General features: G+C 71.1%; 8 protein-coding genes. 1 reads left to right on the forward strand and 7 read right to left on the reverse strand.

Annotated features, from left to right (window positions below; genetic code table 11):
- Positions 1–105: 105 nt before the first annotated feature.
- Positions 106–825, reverse strand: coding sequence for an NUDIX domain-containing protein (locus C3492_RS35470; RefSeq protein WP_103816756.1), 720 nt, complete (start codon positions 823–825; stop codon positions 106–108).
- An 80-nt stretch (positions 826–905) separates the two neighbouring features.
- Positions 906–1,367, reverse strand: a complete 462-nt coding sequence (locus C3492_RS35475) for a hypothetical protein (protein ID WP_103816757.1) — start codon at positions 1,365–1,367, stop codon at positions 906–908.
- 221 nt (positions 1,368–1,588) lie between these two features.
- Between C3492_RS35475 and C3492_RS35480 the strand changes: the two genes are divergently transcribed.
- A complete protein-coding gene (locus C3492_RS35480) occupies positions 1,589–1,792 on the forward strand; it encodes a hypothetical protein (RefSeq protein ID WP_103816758.1) in 204 nt (67 codons plus the stop codon).
- Positions 1,793–1,863: 71 nt separating this feature from the next.
- Here C3492_RS35480 and C3492_RS35485 read toward each other — a convergent pair whose 3' ends face one another.
- The 5 genes from C3492_RS35485 to C3492_RS35510 all read right to left on the reverse strand — a co-directional run bounded on the left by C3492_RS35485 (position 1,864) and on the right by C3492_RS35510 (position 21,422).
- On the reverse strand, positions 1,864–2,409 hold the full coding sequence (locus tag C3492_RS35485; protein ID WP_308461172.1) for a DUF6233 domain-containing protein: 546 nt from the start codon (positions 2,407–2,409) through the stop codon (positions 1,864–1,866).
- A 6-nt stretch (positions 2,410–2,415) separates the two neighbouring features.
- Positions 2,416–2,931: a hypothetical protein gene (locus C3492_RS35490; RefSeq protein ID WP_103816759.1), complete on the reverse strand. Its 516-nt coding sequence runs from the start codon at positions 2,929–2,931 to the stop codon at positions 2,416–2,418.
- Between the two features lie 321 nt (positions 2,932–3,252).
- The gene (locus C3492_RS35500) at positions 3,253–3,633 is read right to left on the reverse strand and encodes a hypothetical protein (RefSeq protein WP_103816761.1); all 381 of its coding nucleotides are present in this window, start codon (positions 3,631–3,633) and stop codon (positions 3,253–3,255) included.
- 166 nt (positions 3,634–3,799) lie between these two features.
- The gene (locus tag C3492_RS35505) at positions 3,800–4,543 is read right to left on the reverse strand and encodes a hypothetical protein (RefSeq protein WP_103816762.1); all 744 of its coding nucleotides are present in this window, start codon (positions 4,541–4,543) and stop codon (positions 3,800–3,802) included.
- A gap of 379 nt (positions 4,544–4,922) precedes the next feature.
- Positions 4,923–21,422 carry a DEAD/DEAH box helicase family protein gene (locus C3492_RS35510; RefSeq protein ID WP_146075748.1) on the reverse strand — a complete coding sequence of 5,500 codons (16,500 nt, stop codon included), beginning with the start codon at positions 21,420–21,422 and terminating at the stop codon, positions 4,923–4,925.
- Between the last annotated feature and the right edge of the window lie 148 nt (positions 21,423–21,570).

Below are 21,570 nucleotides of genomic sequence, written 5' to 3' on the forward strand. Positions count from 1 at the left end.
GCACCCCGGTGAGCGGGATGGGCCCCGTCGCTGGTGGTGCGTTGACTCTGGGCGAGTCACAGGTGGCCGCTCCGACGTGAGTAGGAGCGGCCACCGCGTTTGGGACTACTGGGCGAGGTAGTCGAGAGCACGCTGAAGTAGCGGGCGGTGGGCGGCGTACAAGGTACGTCCGGCGGCGGTGATCGCGGCGTCGAGCTGGGCCAGGGAGCCGAACGGCCACCAGTTGGCGTCGAGGGCGTCGCTGTCGGCGACGGCGGTCACCGTGGCGGGCAGCCGGTACAGGGCGCTGGTGGAGGCGACCCAGGCGTGGTCCGACTGCCGCCAGTCGTCCACGATGTCCCGGCCGAGGATGACCGGCTGGTGGTCGGTCAGGTCGACACCGGTCTCCTCGCGCAGCTCCCGGACCAGGGCGGCCGGGGCGGTCTCGCCCGGGTCGACCATGCCGCCGGGGATCGCCTCGACCCCGATGTCGCTCCGGGTGATCAGCAGCACCCGCCGGGCGGTGCCGTGGCCCGCGACCACGATCGGGTCGGCGGCGGCGTTCTCGCCCCACTTGCCGAGGTTGCGGCCGGTGCGGCCGGTGCGGCCCTGCGGGTGCAGCGGCCAGCCCCGCTCGTCGAGCCGGAACGGCACCAGGGCGGAGGCGATCCGCTGGTCCCAGTCGCGGACTTCGGCCGGCGTCGCGGCGGCCTCCGCCCAGTCGGGCACCTGGTCGGCGAGCGCGGCGGGCAGCAGCTCGGGCGGCGTGACGTCGGCCGGCGCGTACTCGGGCCAGGACACCGACCAGTCGCGGAGGGCGGCGGGGACGGCGGTGGTCTCGGTCATGATGGGCATCTCCTGGTCTCGTGACGGGTCTGGGAGCGAGGGGCGGCCGTGCGCCTGGCAGTGAACGGCCGCCCCGGCGGTCAGTCCTGGGTGGGGCGCTTGCCTGTCAGGGCCCAGATCTCCCACTCGCTGGGCATCCGGGCCTGGAGGGTGTCGCGCCGGTACTGGGCGGTGGAGCGGGCGGTCACCCCGAGGGCGCGGGCCAGCTGGCCATAGCTGCCGCCGCTGGCGGCGTGGGCGCGCATCGCGGCGTCGCGAATGCCCTCCAGGCGCGGCAGGAGCCGCTGCTCGACGTCATGGATCGCGTTGACCCAGGTGTCGGCGGTGGCCGGGCGGTCCGGACGTGCGCCGGGACCGTCGTCCTGGTCGGCGGGGACGGTGTCGGTGCGCAGGACGGCGAGTGCCCACAGCGCCCCGGCCATCGCGTCGGCCAGCGGGCCCAGTTCCCCGCCGATGGCCTCGGCCTGCTCGGCGGTGAGGCTGATCGTGATGTCCACGCCGCCGAGCGCGGCCTCGTTGCCCTCGCGGAAGCTGATCGACATGGGTGGTCCTCCCTCACGAGTGCTTGCTGTACGGGAGTTCGTACGGTCTGGCAGTCATGACTGTACGGGTTTCCGTACGGTGGTGCAAGGGGTTGTCCCATCGGCTGTGGGTCGGCGCAGGCGGCGGCGGAGGCGTGGACGCGCTTCGAAAATGTGTGGCATAACGAGGGCTATCCTGCGGATCGGGCGACGGCGAGCGTCGCCCGGAAGGAAGCCCCGCGATGACTACCGAAGTTCCCTCCGCCGCTGAGCCGGATCCGTCCGTGCTGCTCTGCTCCAGTGACCTGGTCGGCCCGTGCGCGACCTGCCAGCGCAAGACGCACAAGTACGGGCGGGGCGGACTGCCCCTGTGCCAGTGGTGCATGGGCCTGGCACGGGAGCGATGGGGGTCGTCCATGCGATTCCGCACCACATCGCGCAGCTAGCTGCACGACCGCGGCGCGGCCCCCGCAAACCGCGGCCGCGAAGACGGCGACGGTCGTCGCCCGTACAGCGTCTAGTCGAGAACGCCCAGCTCGGTGTCCGGACGGCAGTGTGGGCACGCCGGCACCTGATGCCGGAGAGCGTCCGCCGCCTGAGCCCGGGTCGCCGGTCGGCACCGCCCGCTCTTCTTCGCTGCCCAGCAATCACCGACGTGTACGGCGTCCACGTTGATCCGGTTGAGGCCGTACTGGATGAGCCAGCCCGCCGCCAGCGCCCGCCGCTCCTCGGCAGCCCGGCGCCCGGCCTCCCGCATCTCCTCGCTTGCGATCCATTGGTCGATAAGTGCCAGCTGCCGCGTGGCCTGCTGCTCAACGACGCGGCGGGTGAAACGCAGCATGTCGAGTCGGGACAGGGGGCGCGGGTCGTTCATGCGTTCGATATTAGAGGGTACGCTGCCCACCGGCACCAGAAGGGGGCGAGAGAGGAGGAGGCGGGCATGCACGATGACCTGCGGATTCTCACGGCCCTCGGCATTGACCCGGCGCGCTTGGGCCCAGCCCCGGACGGGCCGCTGCGCCACTCCGGGGCCAGGGATCGAATCCACCCGCCAGGCCGCCATACATGCTCAGCCTGCGGAGCCCCTGCCGTCGCCACCTGCCGCCGGGCCGTTCCCGGGCTCGGCCTGCGCTGGCAGGACTCCTGCCGTAACTGCATGATCATCACGTGCGGGCTGTGATGCAGCCTCGGTGACGGCGGCGATGACGAGCTGCACCTGGTCGTCATCCAGCACGGCCAGGGTGTCCCGCAGGTTGATGTCGTACTCCCCAACGAGCGAGGCCGCGACCGCCAGGACGGCCGTCTCGCTGCTGGACGTTGGCACTCCCTCCCTGAGCAGGTCACCGATCTGGTCCCAGCGCAGGTGCTGGATCGGGCCGCCGTGGAATGGCGAGCGACGGGTCACGTCAGGGATCTCCGTCACGCGCTCGTACCGACGATGGGTGGCGAAGTCCCCCGGCTCCAGGAACTGCCGGAGCCAGAAGGCGTCATCGTGCTGGGACAGGAGTCGGCTCGCGGCGAGCATCTGCTCATTGCCGACTCCGCTGGTCACCTCGAAGAAGAGCGTCTGAAAGGTGGACTTCACAACTCAGCTCCCGTGGTCGGGCGGCGCTGGACTCGATCACTGTCCCGGCCACCCGCCCCAGCTGCTGGACGACACGCCTCGATCCACGAGGCTGACAACCAGGAAGGGCCCCGCCCGCGCGGCTGAAGCCGGGCGAGGCCCTGGTGGAGGAAGCAGGCGGCGTCCCCTGGCTACCGGGGTCAGTGTGCGGGAGGCGCGTACGTGATGCCGACGTCGCCGGCGGACGTCGCGGCGAGAGCCACCACCCGCCAGATCACTGCGGGGACGCCGTCCCGGGGCCCGTCGCAGGCGTCGTTGAGTTGAGTGCCGACCCTGGTTGGTTCAGTCCTCGTCGCTTCGGACGATGCCGCCTGGCACGTGCGGGTCGAATCGGCCGATACGCATGGCCTCGATGCACTGCAGGACACGGGCGAAGGACGTCAGCCCGTACGTGATGTATCGCGTAGGCGAGTCCCCGAGGACGCTTTCATGCTCGATGGGAACGCCGCCCATGATTGCCCAGTACGTGTCACGCACCTTGTGCTCGGGGTGAGCCCCGATCCACGCCATCTCGGCGTCCGACGCGAACTCCTTGGCGCTCGTGCAGGTGTACTGGTCCCAGTCCACGACGGGCTTGGTCGGGTCGAGCGCGGCGATCGTGCGGATCTGCTCGATGCAGCGCTGGTAGATGCGGGACAGCTCGGCGTTTAAATCTTGGCTCATCAGGTTTCTCCCTCTCCCGCGCCGGACCGTCCGGCGACTGGTGAACCCTGCCCGAGGCCGCAGTGGAACAGTCGCGTCGCCTCATATGCGATCCAGTGGCCCGAGGGGGCGAAATCGGTCGAGGGCGGCCCCGTCTGCCGGAGCCGCCCTCGTTTGCTGTCCGGGGTCAGTGCTGGTTCTCGTCCCGCGCCTGAGCTACTTCGGTGCGGAGCTGAAGGGCGAGGGCACGGGCCTCTTCCGCCTGCTGCGCCGCTTCAGGACGCCCGTCCTCCACGGCGATGCGGTCGAGCAGTGCGGCCTTGCGCTCGGTCAGGCGGGCGCGGGCCTCCGGGTCCGGCGGGGTGCGCATGTCGCCGTAGAGGTGCTTGAGCGCGTCGAGGACCTGGACCATCTCTTCCGCCGTGCTCAGGGCGGGCAGGTGGCCGGTGACTGGGTGGTCCGTCTCCCGGTGTGCCGGGATGTGCTCGCGTGCCCATGCGTCGAGGTTCCGGCCGGCGGTGGTGGGCGCGTACGCAGCCTCGTGCAGGCGTAAGCCGCGTACGGGGGCGCCGGGCGGGGCGGGGCAGTGCGGCTCCTGGAGGGCGAGCTGCCACTCCGCGACGGCGTCCTTGTACTTCTCGTGCGCGGACTGCCGCTTCATGTCGAGCTGCTCGCCGATGGCCTCCCAGCTCGTGTGCTTCTGCCGCTCGTAGATCACTGCGCGGGCCAGTACCTCCTGGGCCTGGTGGACCAGGTCGAGGGCGTCGCCGACGACTTCGCCGGGCCGGGCCCACATGTCGTTCGTCGTGGGGACGCCGGCGGCGGCACGGTCGGCGAGTTCGCGCAGTTCGGCAGAGAGGGCGAGGCGGGCCAGGGCGGTGCGGCTGTAGGCGAAGCGCTCGCTGGCGGAGTCGTGCTCAGCATCCGTCATGTTGTCAGGCTAGGCCTGACGAACGTGACTGTCAGGGTCGGCCTGACGAGAGCTTGACTCGTACTGTGCTCGCGCTCGCGTGAGGCTCGTTTCATAGGTGGTGGTGGGGGGGGATGGCGCCTTGGGTCGTCGCTGAACGACGATGAGAAGAGGGGATCTCTTTCAGCCGCTGCTGAGGAGGCCCGCAATGGTATGGGGATGGAATCAGAAGGCGCTTCGTGCCCTAGTGGGCATGGTCGTCCTGAGCTTTGCTTTTCGGACCGTTCCCAGACTGGACCTGGGCGTCGTGGGCGCGTTCGTAGGTGGGCGTAGGTGTTGACCTGGCAGTACGAGGGCCCGGATCGCCGACGGCGGCGGCCGGGCCCTCATCGTGACCAGGTCAGCGCTGCGTCGGCCTGTGGTTCTGCTGCTGCGACTCGGCGCCGCCCCGGCGCAGATGTCCGGCCTGCTTCGCGGCGGCACCCGGCTTTTTCGCGATGCCGTTCGGCTTCTTCGACCCGCGCCGCGTAGTCGACTTGCCCCGCGCGGCCGCCGCGGAGACGCGCCCGGCCTTGGCGGCAGGCAGCGGCCGGGACAGTGCCTCCCCGAGCTGTCGCAGCGCCGGGATGTCCACCGTGGCGGAAGCGGCATCCCGCGACGCCGACGGCGGCCCGCTGGGGGAGGCGTAACCGGTCGCGGCGTCCGCGACGCCCCGCAGAGCATCGGCGGCCGGTGCGTCCGGGCCGTTCCCCTCGCCCCGCTGCCGCAAGCGGTCCGCCGCCGCCTGCGCCCATCCGGCGACCTTGTCGCACGCGGCGATCGAGACCTTGCGGAAGAATTCGCCGACGCGGTGGTCCCCCATCAGCCGATCGAAATGCTCCCCGGCCCGCTCTTTCATGACGCGGAACAGGTGGCCGAACGCGCCGCGCACCGTTTGGATCTGGCGCCACTCTGGGAGGTCCTGGAGCGCGGTGTCGTGCGTATCGGCCTGCTGCAAGGCGGCGTTGACGTCGGCTGCCTGCTGCGGACCGGGCGGGGGCGCCGCCGCTTCCACCGACTTGTCAGGGGCGGCAGTGGCCGGGTCGGTGGCGGCGGGCGGCGCCGCCGGCGCGGCGGGGGCGACGGCCTCAGCGAAGGCGCGTTGCAGCGTCGCCAGGTCAGCGTCGAGGTCGGCGACCAGGTCCTGAGCGGTGCCGTTCTCCGGCGACACGTGCTCCTCCCAGGCCTCCAGGACCGCCTGGAACTCGGTGCGGACGTCCAGCGGCCCGGCCGGGGGTTCCGTCACTGCGGTGCCCGCGGGCGGGGTCTCTGTGCTGGTGGTCCACAGCGGCAGCTCGCCAGGCTGCCGGACGGCTACCGGCTGCACTGCCTGGAGGGCGTCTTCCAACGCCCGGCGGATGCCATCGACGGCGGAGTCGAGGGCCGGACCGTTGTCCTCGGGCGGTGCCGCACCGTTCGGGCTCTCCGGGCCCGCAGCGTCCGCGGGCTCCGCCGGTGCGGCCAGAGGCTCCTCCCGCGCTGCCTGACTGGTCTGTGAGTCCGGGACTTCGGGACTCTGCAACTCCGTGGGTTCCTCGGACGCCCCGGTGTCCGCCGCAGTGGTGGGCTCCGGCCGCACCTCGGGCGCGGGCTCGGTCGGGGCAGCCTGTTCACGGACGGCGGCCCGCTCCGCCTGGACCGCGGCGAGCGTGGCCTGCACCTGGTCTTGCAGGCGCCGTGAGTCGTACAGGAGATGGGCCAGCGGGAAGGCCATCTGACGTCGCTCGGGATGCGCCGGGTTGGTCGGCAGCGTCGCTCCCCACTGATTGACGGACCGCTGGACGGCGTCGAGATGGCTCGTCATCTGCTGGGAGTTGTGGCTGTCGGAGACGGCAGTGGTCACGACGGCGAGACTGCTGATCAGGTCCTGAAAGCGCGCGTCCTGCTCGAAGTCGGGGTAGGCCCGTCTGGCTGCGTAGATCACCGCGTTGCGGTGGTGCTCGGCGGTGTCGCGCAGGTTCGTCCGCAAGGCGTCCACCCGCTGATGGGGCGTGTCGCCGACAGCCGCGTCAGCCGGCGGACCGTACGGCGCGCCGGTAAGCGCCGAGTAGATGACGGCTGCATGGCCTGCCGCACCCTGCGGCGTATCGGCCAGGTAAGTGACGTCGGCGGGCAGGTCCTCGACGGCCAGCCGCGCGAACCATCCGAACTCTGCCGGGTGGATGGTCGCGATGACGAGGTCGCCCTGCAGCACTTCGCCGGAGTCGAACGGCTGGCCGTCCAGCCCGGACAGGCGCAGCCGGTAGCTGGCGTCCCCAGCGAGCGCGGCGGTCTCGACGTAGCGCTGGGGCTCGGGTGGTTCCTCTGTGGTCGGTTCGCCGGGTGCCTCGGTGGTGTCCGGGATTGGCGGGGTGGTCATAGTCGGTTCCTCCGAAGCGTCTCGCACCGTCTCGTCACTCGGGGCGGCCTCACCCGCCAGGGCCGGAGCCGGCGCGGCCGCCGTGCCGGGCTCCGGCGTCTGCTGGTCGCCGTCCGTCGTCTGGGGGCGGTCCTTCTCGTGGAACGACGCTTCGCGCTGTTCCTCGTGCATCCCCTCATCTGGGGTCGCGCCCGCGGGCTCCGGTGCGGTCTGGGGGGCCGGCAGGCGATCCGACGCCGGATCGTCGTCCACCACGGTGTCCGCCGCGGTATCGCCCGAAGCGTCGTCGACAGCGGCTGACGGATCCCGCTCTTTCCGGGGGGCCGGTGCTGGGTTGTCGTCCGTGACGCTCTCCGTCTCGGTGTCCGCGGTCGGCGTGCCCGCAGGCGGTTCCCCGAGGCCTTCGGCGGCCGCGGCCGGGGCGTCGGGGCCCTGCTCGGTGCGGGGCTCCGGGGCGTCGTCGGCATCGGCGGGCGGCTGTTCGGCGGGTCCGGTGTCGGCGGCCGCGCTCTGCGGGGCGGCGGTGTTCCGCTCCGCCGAGTTCGCGGTGAGGGCGGCCAACTCCGCCTCGAAGGCGGCGACCGTCGCCTGCGAGCGGGAGGCCAGGAGGGCGGCGGCCTCCCGTACCTGCCTCAGTGGGCCGCGCAGGTCTTCGTTGACCACGGTCTCCAGGACGCCACTCCAGACCGCCACTGTGTGGACCTCAAGCACCAGATCGGCGGGCGAGATCGCGGGCCCCTCCCGCAGCATCCGCTCAGCGTCCCGGTAGGCCGTCGCCAGCTGGGCGACGGGGTTGGTCGGGATTCGCTGGCCGTCGGACCGCTGCTGCCGGTCCGCCTCGTAGTAGCGCTGGACCGTGGGCAGGGCGTCCCACCGCGCGAACGCCGCGCTCAGCCGGTCGATGTCCGCCTGTGCTTCCCTGTCGGTTTCGTACGGCCCGGCAACGTCGAGAGTCGCCAGGTCGACGTCCAGGAGCACCACGTCCAGCTCCGGCACCTCAGCGGCGACCGGTGCCTCAGCTGCTGCCGACGTCTCTGGGTGGTGGGCCTGGCGGTGCGCCAGAGCCAGTGCCTCACCGGCGGGGGCGCGGCCGGCGTCCTCGGCGACATCGGCGCGCTCGGTCCAGCTGCACACACACCACGCCTCGACCCACGACATACCCGGGCCGCCGAGGGTGACGGCCGTCGCGTGCGGCACCCCGTCAGCAACCGCCGTGGCGTGGAGGCGGAGCCGTTCGAGCATCGGCGCCCACGCGGACATGTAGCTGTCGACGGCGGTGCAGGATGCGATCAAGGTCCCCGACTGGTCCTCGATCAGGAGCGGCGCCAGGTCACCGGAGGCGGTGCGGCCTTGCCACTCCCGGCGGACTGTATAAGAGGCGCCGGTCTCGGCGGTGATCGTCCACGAGCCGTCAGGGTGGTACTGGATCGCCTCCGACTCCCCGACTTCCGGCAGTATCCACAGTCCGGCGTCATAGCGCATGCGGCGGGCGACGGTGAACCCGGCGGCCAAGTCCCCGCCAGTCTTGGTCGCATGCTCAGCGACGGCCGCCAGGGCCGCGCTCTCGCCCTCGCCGGCACCGATGCTGATCACGTCCCACCGGCCCGACGGCTCTACGCCGTGCCAGGTCGCCCGCCACATGATCCCCCGCGCGTCCTTGCCCTGGTTGTCGTGGGAGATCTCGTACTTGCCGACGGTCAGCCCGGGGCCGGTGACGGTGAACTCATACGAGGACAGCTCGCCATTGCGGCCCCGCGGGCTGACGGTCAGCGTATTGACGTCGACGACCTCGGGTACCGCCTCAGCAGGCTTCGTCGCCGCGTCGCTGCCCCCCACCCCCAAGCCCGCGAGTTCGAGGATTGCGACGGCCACGCGGTCGGCCTCGTTCGCCGCTTCCATGGGGGTCGAGCCACGCCGGGCGACCAGCGCGGCCCGGTCCTGGCGGACTGTGAACGCCTCATCCGCTGCCCGCTTCTGTGCCTTCGCGTCCCCACCCGCAGCCTTCACCTCCGCTCGTGCTTCACGCATGGCACGGTCGTCGCCCGCTTCGCACGCCTCGGCGATTATCTGAGCCGTCAGAGCCTGGGCGGGCCATGGGGCGGTCTCTCCGGCATCCAGCGCGGCCGACAGCATCTGTCCGGCAACCTCAGCGATTCGGTCGGGCCACTGCCGCCAGTGCAGGTCGCCCACCTTCGGATCACCCTTGGCCAGGGCCTCCACAAGGCTCTGAACGTCGCGGTGGCCGATGTGCCTGTCCTCGTCGTTCAGGAGCCGGTGAGACAGGCACCGCGCGCACACGGTGTAGTGGCCAAGTTCGCTGCCCTGGTCAGTGTCGACGGCGACCGTGTACCGGGCACCCGACCGCTTTGCGCTGCACTTGCCGACGTGCGGCGTCGACGCATCGCAGTACGCGTCCGGCGTGTCGGTCATGTCGTCCGTGAGCTGGGCTACGACGCGTAGCCGCGCGTTCGGGATGGCTTGCTGGGCTGAGTGCCAGATCTTCCACTCGGCGACGTACTGCCGGTTATCCGGGCCCTTGCGGGACCAGTCCTCACCGGTGCGGCCCTGCGCGCCGTCCGGGTCGGTCAGGTGCTCCCAGCCCCACCGGCACGACGCGATGAGGCCGATGCGGCCGAACCGGCTGACCAGGTACACGCCCTCTTCGAGCTGGACGCGGTCTGTGGTCGTCTCGAACTGGGGGGCCTGCGCCGTCAGGTGCGCGTACCGGGCCCACAGGGACGCGAACCGGGTACGGGTCGCCGAGTCCTCACGGATCCGCGCCAGCACGGCGGTAAGGGGCCGGTCCTCCAGGTTCGCGGCCCACCAGTGGGAGCCTTCAGCGTCGTGACCGGCCTCCCACTGGTCCTCATCCGGACGGGCGTACGTCACAGGGCGCAGCCGGAACGTGTGTCCGCCCGCCGTTGTCAGAATCCAGCCCGTTGCCGGTTCGCGCGAGTCGGTGAACGACACGGGGGCGATCGTCTCGCCCTCGATGAGCGCCGCCCGAAGCTGCGCTTCTCGCCCGTCCTCGGTCATCACCGACTGGGCAAGTGGTTCATCAGCAGGATCGGCCCGGCTGTCCGAGGCCGTCTCCGGCTCCGCCGGGCCCTCTGCCGGGTCCTGTGCCGGATCGTCGAACAACCCGAGCTGTTCTGTCCCTGCGCCGGGTGCGACCGCGCTCCCTCTTCTCCGGGCGCGAGTTCGGTCGGGGGTGGGTGTTGGCGTGGGCTGCTCGACGTCGGCCGGAGCCGCCACGAACGCGTGCTCGGCGGCCACGGCCGGGTCGTCCGGGCTGGGCTCGGTGCGTTTCTTCCGGACATCGGCGGAGGGCTGTTCGGTGGCTTCCTTGTCGGCGGCCGCGCTCTCCGGGGCGACAGTGTTCTGCTCTGCCGAATTCGCGGTGAGGGCGGCCAACTGTTCCTCGTGGTCGTGCGCACCCGAGTCAGCGAACGCATGGCTGGTGACGTCAGCGCCCTCGGCTTCCCGTCGGGCTTTGGGAGTTAGGGCCGAAGGGCCGGATGATTCGGTGGCCGCCATCTTCTCGCTCGCGGCCTCTAGGACTTCGGTGATCTCCAAGCCGTAGAAACGCTCACCTTCGACATCTGCGGCGTACAGCCCGTCGTCATAGCTGATCTCGGCTCGGCGGTACTGCCACTGTCCAGGTCCGAGCGATCCAAGCCGGACCCCTTTGAACTCTTCCGGCGGCGAAGGCGGCAGGTTCGCGTCTGGCGTCTCGACGGAATCGTCTGGCGGAGCGCCCCTTTCACCCTCGGCATGCCACAGGAACAGCCGGTAGGCGTCGCCCTTCGTACGGCACCAGGCGTCACCTTTACGGCGTGTGACGAAGCCGGTACGGCCGGGGCTCTCGCAGGTGACATGCCACTGCCCGTCTCGTTCCTGGAGCAGCCGGCCGGGAGACCAATCGAATCGCGTGAGCTGGGCGGTGTGGTCGCCGTGCTGCACATGGAGGACGGAAACGGTCTTAAGGGGGTTGCCAGCGAGGCTCTCCTGCGGCGAGACAGTCTGCGTCAGCCCGTCGTTGGTCGAGGCCTCCGAGGTGGCGGACACGTCACTCGCCTCCTCACTTGTAGCGGTACGGTCCCGCGCCCCTTGCTCAAGGTGGTCGGCGTCGGCGCGTAGCTGGCGAGCCTGTACGTCGAGGTGCTGGCGCAGCCGGTGCAGGGGCAGGCCGACGTAGCGGTTGAGTATGTCGTCGTCGGTGGCAGCAAACAGCGCGGCCGCGGCGGCCTCCGCGGCCTCCATCGCCGCGGCGTTGGCCCGGTAGGCGTCCACGCCCCTCGCGGTCGCGTCGATCGCCCCGATCGCCCCGCTGAGCGCCTGGATCTCGTCCTGGGGGCCAGCGCCGTCCGGCCAGACGCGCGAGGTGACCTCGGCGACGGCGGCGTGCAGGTCGTAGGTCCGCTGAGTCTCCAACGCGACCTGGTCGTGGCTGCCGTGGCGGCCGAACACTGCGGCGACGACCTGCGGTGCCCGCCGCTCGCGCGGCACGACCTGGACCTCATCCGTGAGGTTCAGGGCGAAGCCGTTGGCGGTGCCCTTGGCCACGTCGCGGGTGGAGAACGCCATGACGCTGCCCCTGCGGTTGTTGTCCGCGAACCGCAGTTCGGTGACGGTCTCGCCCCGCGTGCCGCCGTCGGCGATGAGGTCGCCCAGACGGATCTGCGCCACGGTGCGGGTCTCCGGCCGCAGGTCGTCACGGTGTTCAGCCGGGATGAGCTGCGCCCGCGCGGGCAGTTGCCGGATGAAGACGCTCTCTGGCGCGGTCACCTCCCTGCCGGTCTGGTCGAGGATCACGGCATCGAGCAGCGTGGTGTTCTGGTGGTAGTCGCGGTACCCGGGGTAGACGGTGCCGGTGACGGTGGCTGTTTCCGGCACGGGCAGTCCCCAGGCCTCGCCGTCCCATTCGATGCTTCTGCCGCTCACGACAATCGTGATCCGGTCGCCGCCCTGTAGCGCCTCGCGGGCGACCTCGTGGGGGTCCTGCGATGCTGCGGCGGTAGCCGTCTCCTGTGCTGCGGGTCCTTCCGGCTGCTGTTCGTTGTGCTGCTCGGCATCGGCCGGCGGGGCCTCTGGGACGGCGGCGGTCGCGGGCTCGGCGGCCACGCGGGTCCCCCAGATCTGGCGGGCGCGGGCGAGTTTACTGACCTCGGATCGCTCCACGTTGAAGGTGGAGACGACGTGCTCGAAGCACAGGGGTTCGCTGTCGCCGACGCGGTAGAGCGGCTGAGGCTCGGCGTCTGCCGCGTGCAGGTCGGCCCCCCCGCACCTTCCGCCGGCCGCCAGGGCGAAGTCGTAGTCGCGGTGGTGCGCGCGGAGAGGCCTGGCTGCGTCTTCGCGGGCCTCCCGGACCACACGCTCGCAGATCTCGACCGCTTCGCCCCGGCTTTCTGCCCTGCCGAAAGCCCGGACCTCTTCGCCGTCGATCTCGATGTGAGGTGTGAAGAGCTGGGTGCCACTTGCTTCGTGGCGGGTCACTTTGACCACGAACGGCACGCCGTCCGCGAGGACGTCGAAAACCAGCTCCGGCCCGCGTGGCGTGGTCTCGCCGACCACGACCGGGATTGGCTTGCGTACTACGGCCAGGCCCTTGCGCGGCACATAGTCGGCGTACGAGGTGAGGGGCTCGGCGGGGATGGAGTCCACGGGGGGCATGTCCTTGAACGGCACCTGTTCCGCCGGCCCGTCGGCGGGCCGCAGGTCCACAGCGGCGCCGTTGAGGGCGTATGTGTAGCCGGTGGCCTTCTTCCCGCTCCGGCTGAGGACGTGGTACTCGCCGGTGACGCCGGTCCGGTCGGTGCTGACGTACCAGGTGTCCTTGCTCGCGCCGGGTGACATCACCTGGCCGGTCACCTGCTGGCCGTTCCGCCCGTCTCGCCAGGTCACCCACGAGCCGATGTCGTACTCCGCGGGCGTCAGGCCCGGGGCGTCCTGCTGGTGGGTCAGGCTCAGGGGCGGCAGCGGCCGGAACGGCGCCAGGCGGTTGGCCGCCTTGTAGGTCCGGCGCCACCGGGCCAGCTGATCGGCCTGTTCCGCGGGCGTCTGGGTTGCCTGCTCGTCCTTGACTGCGACGACCGCAGCGAATTCGCTGCGGCGCCGCTGATAGTCCTCCACGGCCTCCTGGTGGAAGCCAGCGTCCGCAGGGACGGCGAGCAGGGTGAACGTCAGCCGCCCGTCAGCGCTGGTCAGGCGCTCTCGCCCGTCGTCCGCCGCGCCTGCACTGGCCGTGTCATGCCTGGCAGGGGCCGCCTCGGGCTGGACCTCTTCTACGGTCATCTGTCCGTCCGGGATGCCGTCGCCGTCCCCTTCCGTGTCCGTCTCCGGCTCATCCTGCGGGGCCGGGCCCAGGATGCGTTCGGGCGGTGCCAGGCCGAACTCCTCGTACAGGTTTGCTGTTCCGTACCCGTCGCTGTCTTGCTCCGGGGTCGGCTCGGTCGGCTGCTGACTGGTGTTGCGCTGTTCGAGCGTCGGCGGGGATGCCTCGCTGTCCGCCGGTTCCGTGTCCAGCTTGTGCAGTTCGCGCAGGGCGTCATAGTGCTTGCTGGTGCCGTGCTCCGGCTCGCGCACCATGTAGTTGCCGTTCCGGGTGTAGCTGATCACGGTGCCGATGAACTCAGGCTGCGGCACGTAGGTCTTGTTCCACGTGTCGTAGTTCATGGGGGTTACGCGGACCTGCTCGCCGGGCGCGTAGAGGGTGGTGACGTCTTCGACGGCAGGCGCCTCCGCGGAGGGCGGAGGGCGTTCTTCGGTGTCGCCGGGCGGCTCGGCGGACTGCTCTGCCGGTTCCTCGGTGCTACTTTCCTCTGGCTCCGGCGAGGCCTGCTCCCGAGGAGCTTGGGCCTCATCCACAGGGTGGGCGCCGGAGCTAGTAGTGCGCCTGCCGGTCGTTTCGTCGGGCGCAGGCGCGGGCACGGGTGCCGGGTTCGACGCCGGCGCCGGGGCTGTGGGCAGTTCGGGGGCGGGGGTCGTCTCGTCGAATACGGCGAGGGCAGCCGCAGCCTGGTCCACTTTGGCCTGATAAGGAGCGCGCTGCTTGGCTCGCTCCGCGATGGCCTTCTTGCGGCTCTCCGGAGTGGGGTACTTCTGCGGATCGAGCATGGACTCGGTCAGCTCCGGGAGCTTGTCCCGCTCGGTGACCGCACCGACCACGGCGTCCAGCAGCTCGACGCGGCGCCGGGCGTGCTCGATGGCCGGGCCGTAGTCGACCGAGGCCTGCTGCGCGGCGAGCAGCGTGATCTCGGCTTCCAGGACCGGAAGACGCTCGCGGTCCATGAGCTGGTGGTCTTCGGCCTTCTCCAGCGCGGTCGCCAGGCGGCCGATGATGGTGCCGCCGAACTTCGGGTTGGCCAGGTCACCGATGGAGCAGACGGATTCGCTGTGCCGCAGGTCGGGGAAGCCGACGTGGGCGCGGATCTCGCCGCCGTCCAGGATCTCCGGCCGTACCGCGAAGTCGAGCCCTCCGAAGGTGCCGATCACCGTCCACGACCCCATCCCGAGGCTGCTGTGGCCGCGCAGGGCGTCGGCGACGGCCTGGCGCACGACCGGGCCGGCCTCGCCACGCTTGTCGAAGTCGCGGCCGCCGACCCGGATCTGGAAGGTATCGCCGCGGATCGTGGCGGTGACCTTCGGCAGGGCGGCGTCCCGGGCGGCGATGGCGCGCTGGGTACTGGCGAGTTCGTTCTCCTTGGCGAGCAGCAGCTCCGCCTGGCGGACGCGGTCGGCGGCCGCGTTGCGCCGGTCGGCTTCCAGGCCCTTGAGGCGGACCTGGGCCTCCATGAACTGCCGCATGTACGGGTTGCCGCCGATTTCGGCGGCCATCGTGGCGTAGTCCCAGTCGCTCGCGCCGATCTCTTCGACGGTGTCGTTGTCGTCGTCGCCCTCGCCGGGCGGGCGCTGGATGTCGCGCAGGCCCTCCGCCTTGGAGGTGAGCAGTCCGACCTGCCAGGCGTCCATGCTGCCCTTGGTGGCCAGGAAGTAGATGTTCACTTCCTCGTGCTGGTTGCCGGGGCGGATGACGCGGCCGTTGCGCTGGATCATGCTGGCCGGGGTCCAGTCCTGGTCCAGGTGCATCAGGGCGTAGGCCCGGTTCTGGCCGTTGAAGCCGGTGCCGAGGACTTCGGTGGAGCCCATGAGGACCGCGATGCCGCCGTTGTTGGCGGCGTCCGACATCGCGGCCTTCTTCTCCGGGGTGGCGTGGTCCTGCGCGAACTGGACCATGTCGCGGGGCACGCCCCGGGCGGCGAGCAGGTCACGCAGTTCGGCGTAGGCGTCGAAGCCGCCCTTGTTGCTGCCGCCGGGGGTGCCGCTGTTGCAGAAGACGAAGAACAGCCCGCCGGGGACCGGGTGCGGGGTGTCGTCGCGGCTGGATACGGCGTAGGTGTGGTCCTTGTGGGCGTGGTAGCCCGCCGCGATGATGTCGGCCGCTGTCACCAGCTTGTTCGCCGCGGGCGCGCCTGCGTCCACCAGCCGGGGGTCGAGCGCGACCGCGCGGCCCTCGCCGGAGACGGCCAGCATGTTGTCCTCGTCGCGGGTGACCTCCCCGGCGTGGATCGCCTGGCCGCGGGCCACCAGGGCCTGGAGCCGGGCGCGCTGGTCGGCGGTCGGCTCCACCAGCACCAGTTCCGGGGCGCCGCCGGCGAGCTTGGGCCGCTCGATCCCGACGTCGTCGCCGGTCTTTGTGTCGGCGGCCAGCCCCCACATCACCTTCATCGTGGACTTCGACACGAACCGGGAGAAGCGTTCGACGATCGTCAGTCCGCTGCCGTCCGGTGCCATCTCGATGCGCTGGACCTTCTGCCCGAAGGTCTCCGACCACAGGTCCGGGCCGTGCACCCCGAACTGGTCCAGCAGCCACGGCGTCGCCAGTTCGAGCACCGAGTACTGCTCGAAGATGGAGTTTTCCATCGGCGTGCCGGTTGCGAGGGTGACGGTGGGGCGGCCGCCGTGGGCTTCCGCCACCTGGTGGTGCCACCTGAGCTTTTGGTGCAGGTCGACCGCGCGGACGCTCGCGGTCTCGCCGCCGGCCTCCTTGGAGCGGAAGCCCACGGCGGTGAAGCGGTGCGCTTCGTCGATGAGCGCGTAGTCGAACCCGAGGTCGTTCCAGTACACCTCGCCCGGGGTGCGCATCGGTGCGGCGTTGCGCCGGATGCGGGCTTCCACCGTGGTCAGGCGCCGTTCCAGCTGCATCAAAGCGAAGTTGTTGTGCGGGACTCCGCGCTCGCGCTTGAGCTGTTCCTTGAGCGACTCGATCTCGCGGAAGAGGTACAGCTCTTGCTGCTCGGGGCTCATCCGGATCGACCCGAAGGCGCCCTCGGTGAAGATGACCAGGTCCGGGGTGTTGGCGCGCAGCCACTCCAGGACCGGGCGCCGGTTGCCGTCGGCGAGGTCGTCGGAGGTGATCAGGCGGATGTCGGCATTGGGGTAGAGCAACTTGGCTTCGTCCAGCCACTGCCGGGCCAGGTGCGGCTGGACCACTGCGAAGGGCTTGGTGATCTGCCCGGAGGCTTTAAGGGCCTGTGAGCCCAGCACCATCGTGGTGGTCTTGCCGAGGCCGACCTCGTGTGCGAGGACCACGCCCCGCTCGAACTGCATCCGTGCGGCCGCCGAGAGTTGCCACGGGTGTGGGGTCCGTTTCGGATTGTCGGTGTACCCGGCCAGGGTCGGGGCGAGACCGTCGTAGTTGCGGACGACGTGTCCGTTCATCTGCCGGTTGTAGGCGTCGGTGAGCAGCGTGACCCGGGCGGTACTGGCGGTGCAGTAGTCCTCGAACGCCGACCGCATCGCGTCGGCCTTGTAGCGCATCGCACGGGTGGCGTCCTCGTCCACCCCGTCGCCGTCGAGGACGTTGACCACCATCGAGGCCCGCCCGAGCAGGGCCTTGGCGATGTGCACCGCCGAGCGCCGTTCGGTGCCCTTGAGCGCGTTGATCGCGTCGGGCACCTTGCCCGCGGCCAGGGACCAGCCGTAGCGCTCGTTGTGGCTGACCTGGAGGGTCGGGTCGCCGAGGTACTCCCGCAGGAAGCCCTGCACGAGGGGCGCGGGAATCCAGTGCGCGCCGAGTTGGGCGGTGAACTGCCCCAGGCGCTTGGGCGGCGGCTGCACTGCTTCCAGCGCGGCGACGTTCACCGCGTACGTCGGATCGGTGGCGGCCGCCTCGCGGGCCTGTTCGAGCTTCACTCGGACCGGCCCGGACAGGTAGGCGCCGGCGTGCTCCAGCTTCTTGGTGACCGGGTTGTCGAAGACCTCGGTGCCCAGGCGGCGGCGGGCCTCTTCGGGGGTGGTGCCCAACAGGGAGGCGATCAGCGGCAGGTCCACGCCGCCGGTGGCGCCCATCACGGCCGACAGCGCCGTCTTCGGGTCGTCCGTGGGCTCCAGGTCGCCGCGGCGGGTGCCCGGCCGCCGGGTGAGGACCTCGGAGGGTACCGGCCGGTCGTTCGCCCGGTCCCAGTGCTCCAGGCCCAGCACGACGGCGGCGTGCGGGTCCTGGTGGAACCAGCCCCAGCCCGTGGGAAGGCGTTCGTCGTCGGCCAGGTCGACGCCGGCGGCGCGGGCGGCGGCCCTGGCCTCGTCGGTCGGCAGTGCCATCCGGGTCTGCCGGGGCCGGGACAGCGGTCCGTGCGCCGTGGTGTAGGCGGTGTGCAGTCGGGCGAGCTGGCTGCGGACCTCGCGCGCACGGTCGGGGTCGCTGCCGGTGCGGTCCAGCTCTTGCAGTTCGCTCGCGGTGTCGCGCAGTGACAGCAGTGCCCGCAGCTGCTCGGTGCCGGTGACACCGTCGGCGGTGATGACCCGGACCGGATCCTCGCCGTTGATGTGCTGCCAGATCCGCCCGTCGTCGTCGGTGTAGAGGCGGCCGGTGAAGTCCGTCGCGTGCTTCTCGCGGGCGGTCTGCAGCAGCAGCGGCGCGCGGTCGGGCCCGTCCTCGTGCGGGACGTAACCCTGGCCGTCGGCGACCGCCGCGGCGGCGGAGGCCTCCATTCGCTCGCGCAGCAGCCGGGGGGCCTCGCCCGGGTCGCCCTGTACCGTCACCCGCGGCCCGTACGGCCCCGTCTCGGACGTCAGGCGTCCCAGCACGTTCTCGGGGTGCTGGGTGAAGTAGGCGTTCACCGGGAGGGTGTTGCCGCCCAGGTCCCGCTCCGGTGCGTCGATCCACGTCTGGTCGCCCGGTTCCTCGCCCTCCGCGCGGCGGCGGAAGACCAGCACATCGGCGACCACGTCGGTGTCGGCGGTCTCGCCGAAGGTGCCCGCCGGCAGGCGGTACGCGGCTGCCAGGTCGCCCCAGCGGGACATAGCCCGGCGGGCGGAGGTGTCCTCGCCGTCCAGCGTCCACCGCGAGGTGATCACGGCCATGTAGCCGCCCGGCCGCAGCAGTGCGAGCTGCTTGATGATGAAGCCGTTGTGCAGGGAGTGCCCGGTCGCGCCGTAGCGGCGTTCCCCGAATGGGGCCTGCGCGAACGGCACGTTCCCGATCACCAGGTCGAACGTGCCGACCGGGGCGTCGGTGTCGGTGAACGACTCCGGCAGCACGTTGGCGTGCGGGTAGATCCGGGCCGCGATCGCCGCGGTGGTGGGGTCCACCTCGACGCCGGTCAGCCGCGCGGTCTCCGGGGCCACCCCGAAGAACGCGCCGGACCCGCATCCGGCTTCCAGGACCTCCCCGCCGTCGAAGCCGTACGCGGCCAGGCCCTGCCACATCGCCTCAGCGACGCCTTGCGGGGTGTAGTGGGCCGACAGCACGGCCCGGGAGGCCGCCCGCCACTCGAAGGGGTCCAGCAGCTCCCGCAGCTCGCCGCGCACCCGGTCGTACGACTCCCAGCGGGCATGGTCTGCCTCGAACCGGCCCTCCCACTCGCCGCCGGGTGCGTAGATCGGCTCATCGGGGTCCGGCTCGTCGAGGAACACGGTCGGGACCGAGCCCCAGCCTGACCAGCGGGCCAGGACGCGCTTTTCCTCGGTGGTGGCGCCGCGGCGGGCGCTCTCCAGCTCCCGCAGCACCTTGATGGCTTCGAGGTTCGCCTCAGCGCGGGCCATCGGACCGCGCGGCAGGTCGGCCGGGTCGGGGCGGAACCGCGCTACAGGTTCTCCAGCTCCCTGCGGATCGCCGCCAGCTCCAGTGCTTCCGGACTCAGCGGCGCCGCCGGGCTGTCCGCGTCCTCCGGCGGCGGCAGCATCTCGCGCAGCACCTGCTCCCGCGCTGTTGCCTTGATCTGCTCCATCTGCCCCACCCGGGCCTGGTAGCCCGTCTCCGGCTCCAGGGCCTCCTCCAGGTCCTCCTCCGCCGCGGCGATCGCCTCGCTCATCTGCGCCCCCAGCTGCCGGAAGTACCGGTCCGGGTCCTGCATCGCCGCCAGTTCCTGCGGCCGGAACTCCTCCCAGTGCCTGCGCAGCAGTGTCTCGTACTGGCTCGTCGTCGACATCGGCCTCGCCTCCCTCTTGCTCGTTGACGGTACCGGCCAGCGCCGCCATCTGCGCCGCCAGCCGGGACTGGTCCACCCCGCGCCGGTCGACGTCGCCGCCGGCGGCGCGGACCTGTTCGATCACCGCGTTGATGCCGATGAGCGCGGCGCCCATCGTCGGGATGCGCCGCTTGGCGGCCTCCCGCTCCCGCTTGGGCAGGTTCTCGTCCAGCGACTGCTCGCGCAGGTCCTCCGTGGTCCGCTCCGCGATCCGCGCCAGCTCCCCGAGCAGCCCCTCCTCGAAGTGGAACGGGTAGGCCTGCATCACCTGGTTCGTGAGCGGGTTCGCCACCTTCGTCCGTGTCGGCAGCTGGTAGGGGGTGAGGAGGGTGAGCACCCGGTCGTACTCGGGGGAGAGTTCCGAAGGCCTGCGCCGCAGCCATGACACCAGCGGGTCGTGGGCGCTGACCGGCAGGTCCACTTCCCGCTCCAGGCCCCAGGTGCGGCGCGGCAGCGTCTCCGGGTCCTGGTCGTAGCGCCGGACGAGGGCGGCCATCGCGGCCGGCGCGGAGTCGAAGTCACCGATGCTGCTGCGCTGGTCGTAGCTGGTCAGGGCGCGGAACTTCTTGCCCTCGCGCTCCACGTAGCCGTAACCGCGGTTCGAGCCGTCGATCTCCACAGTGTGGCGGCCGCCAAGGTTCAAGCCCAGCCTCGCGCGAGCGGCATCCGGGTTCTGCTCCAGGCCCCGCTGGAAGCGCTCTGCCTCCACGGCCTTCAGTCGGGCCGCCCGGGCCTCCTTGACCGCCTCGCTGTAGGAGTAGGAGGACTGCTCGTTGGTGGCGTTGAGGCTCGATCCCAGCTCGTCGCTCTCGGCGATCAGGGCTTCCAGCGTCATCTCGCCCACCGGCGTCCGCTCGCCGTAAGACCGCGCCCGCCGGGCGATCCGTTCCTCCTGAACGGCCTTGCGGTAGTCGGCGACCTGGTCGTGCAGTTCGTGCTCGCGCGGCAGGCGTGTCCACGTCCGGCCGACCTGCTCGTAGGTGCTCTCCAGCGACTCGTCATCCAGGTCCGCAGCCGCCGGACCGGCCAGGATGGTCCGGGCGATGCGGGCGTACTGCTCGGTGCGCACCGCCCTGAAGTGGCGCTCCAGCGTCCGGTACTCCTCATCCGAGGAGTGGAACGGCGTCTTGTAGCTGTTCGTCTGCCACCAGTCGCTCTCGGCGGCCAGTTCCTCGCTGCTCAGCTCGGTGACCGCTGGCGCCGTCGCCACCCGGTCCAGCAGCCGCCTCCCGCGTTCCTCCCGCAGCGCCCGGTACCGGCCCTCCGCCGCGTCGCTGTAGTTCCGAGACCGCTCCACGGAGGCGGCGTTCTCCGCCTCCACCAGTTCCTCGTACGACATGCCGGTGAGGTCCAGCGGCTCCGGCTCCGGCTCCGGCTCGGGCGGGGGAGCGGGCGCGGTCGGCGGGGTCTGCTGCGCCGGGATGGTCGCGGCCGCCGTCGGCGAGGTGACCAGGTCCTCCGGGGTCTGGCCCGGTCCGAGCACCACGATGTTGCGGTCCTGCCGGGCGAACGCCAGCAGCACCGCGGCGAGGTTGCGGTCACGGGTTTCCGGATTCCACCTTCGGCCGGTCACCCGCGCCTGCCGCTGTCTGGACCAGTACAGGTTCCCGGCCTTGACCGCGCGCAGGTCAGCGTCGTCGTACTTGTCCGTGCCGTACACCGCGGCGACGCCGTCTGCCTCCCAACGCACCCAGACCCTGTCGCGGACGCTCGGGTCGGTCGCCGCCCGGTGGTGGCGCGCGGCCAGCATCGCGAACGTCGACAGCCGCCTGTACCCGTACCCGTCGGCGACTAGGCGGGCGTCACCGACCCGGCCCACCGAGACGCCGCCCGTGCCGGAGCCGGAGGCGATCTCGGTACCGTCCGGACCGAAGACAGTGACCGAACTGCCCTTGATGAGCGCGTGATAACCCGGCACCCCGTCGACCGGCTCCGCACCTTCGGGAAGAGGCAGCGGACCAGGCGAGGCGGCCGATTCCGTCTCGGACGCGGTCTCCGTTTCCGTGTCTACCGTCGCGAGTTCATCCCCCATGCGCTTCTCCCCGTGCCACATGTCTCCGTGGCACGCCAGCAAGTACATGCCACGTCGTCTCGCCGGACCCTACTGACTGAGGTCGAAAGACTGCGATGCAGATACACCAGGGGTGCGGGATGAATGTGTGCGCTTTCAAAGGCCACCT

Origin of the sequence: Streptomyces sp. Ru62, assembly GCF_002920615.1 — a bacterium.
Classification (GTDB): domain Bacteria; phylum Actinomycetota; class Actinomycetes; order Streptomycetales; family Streptomycetaceae; genus Streptomyces.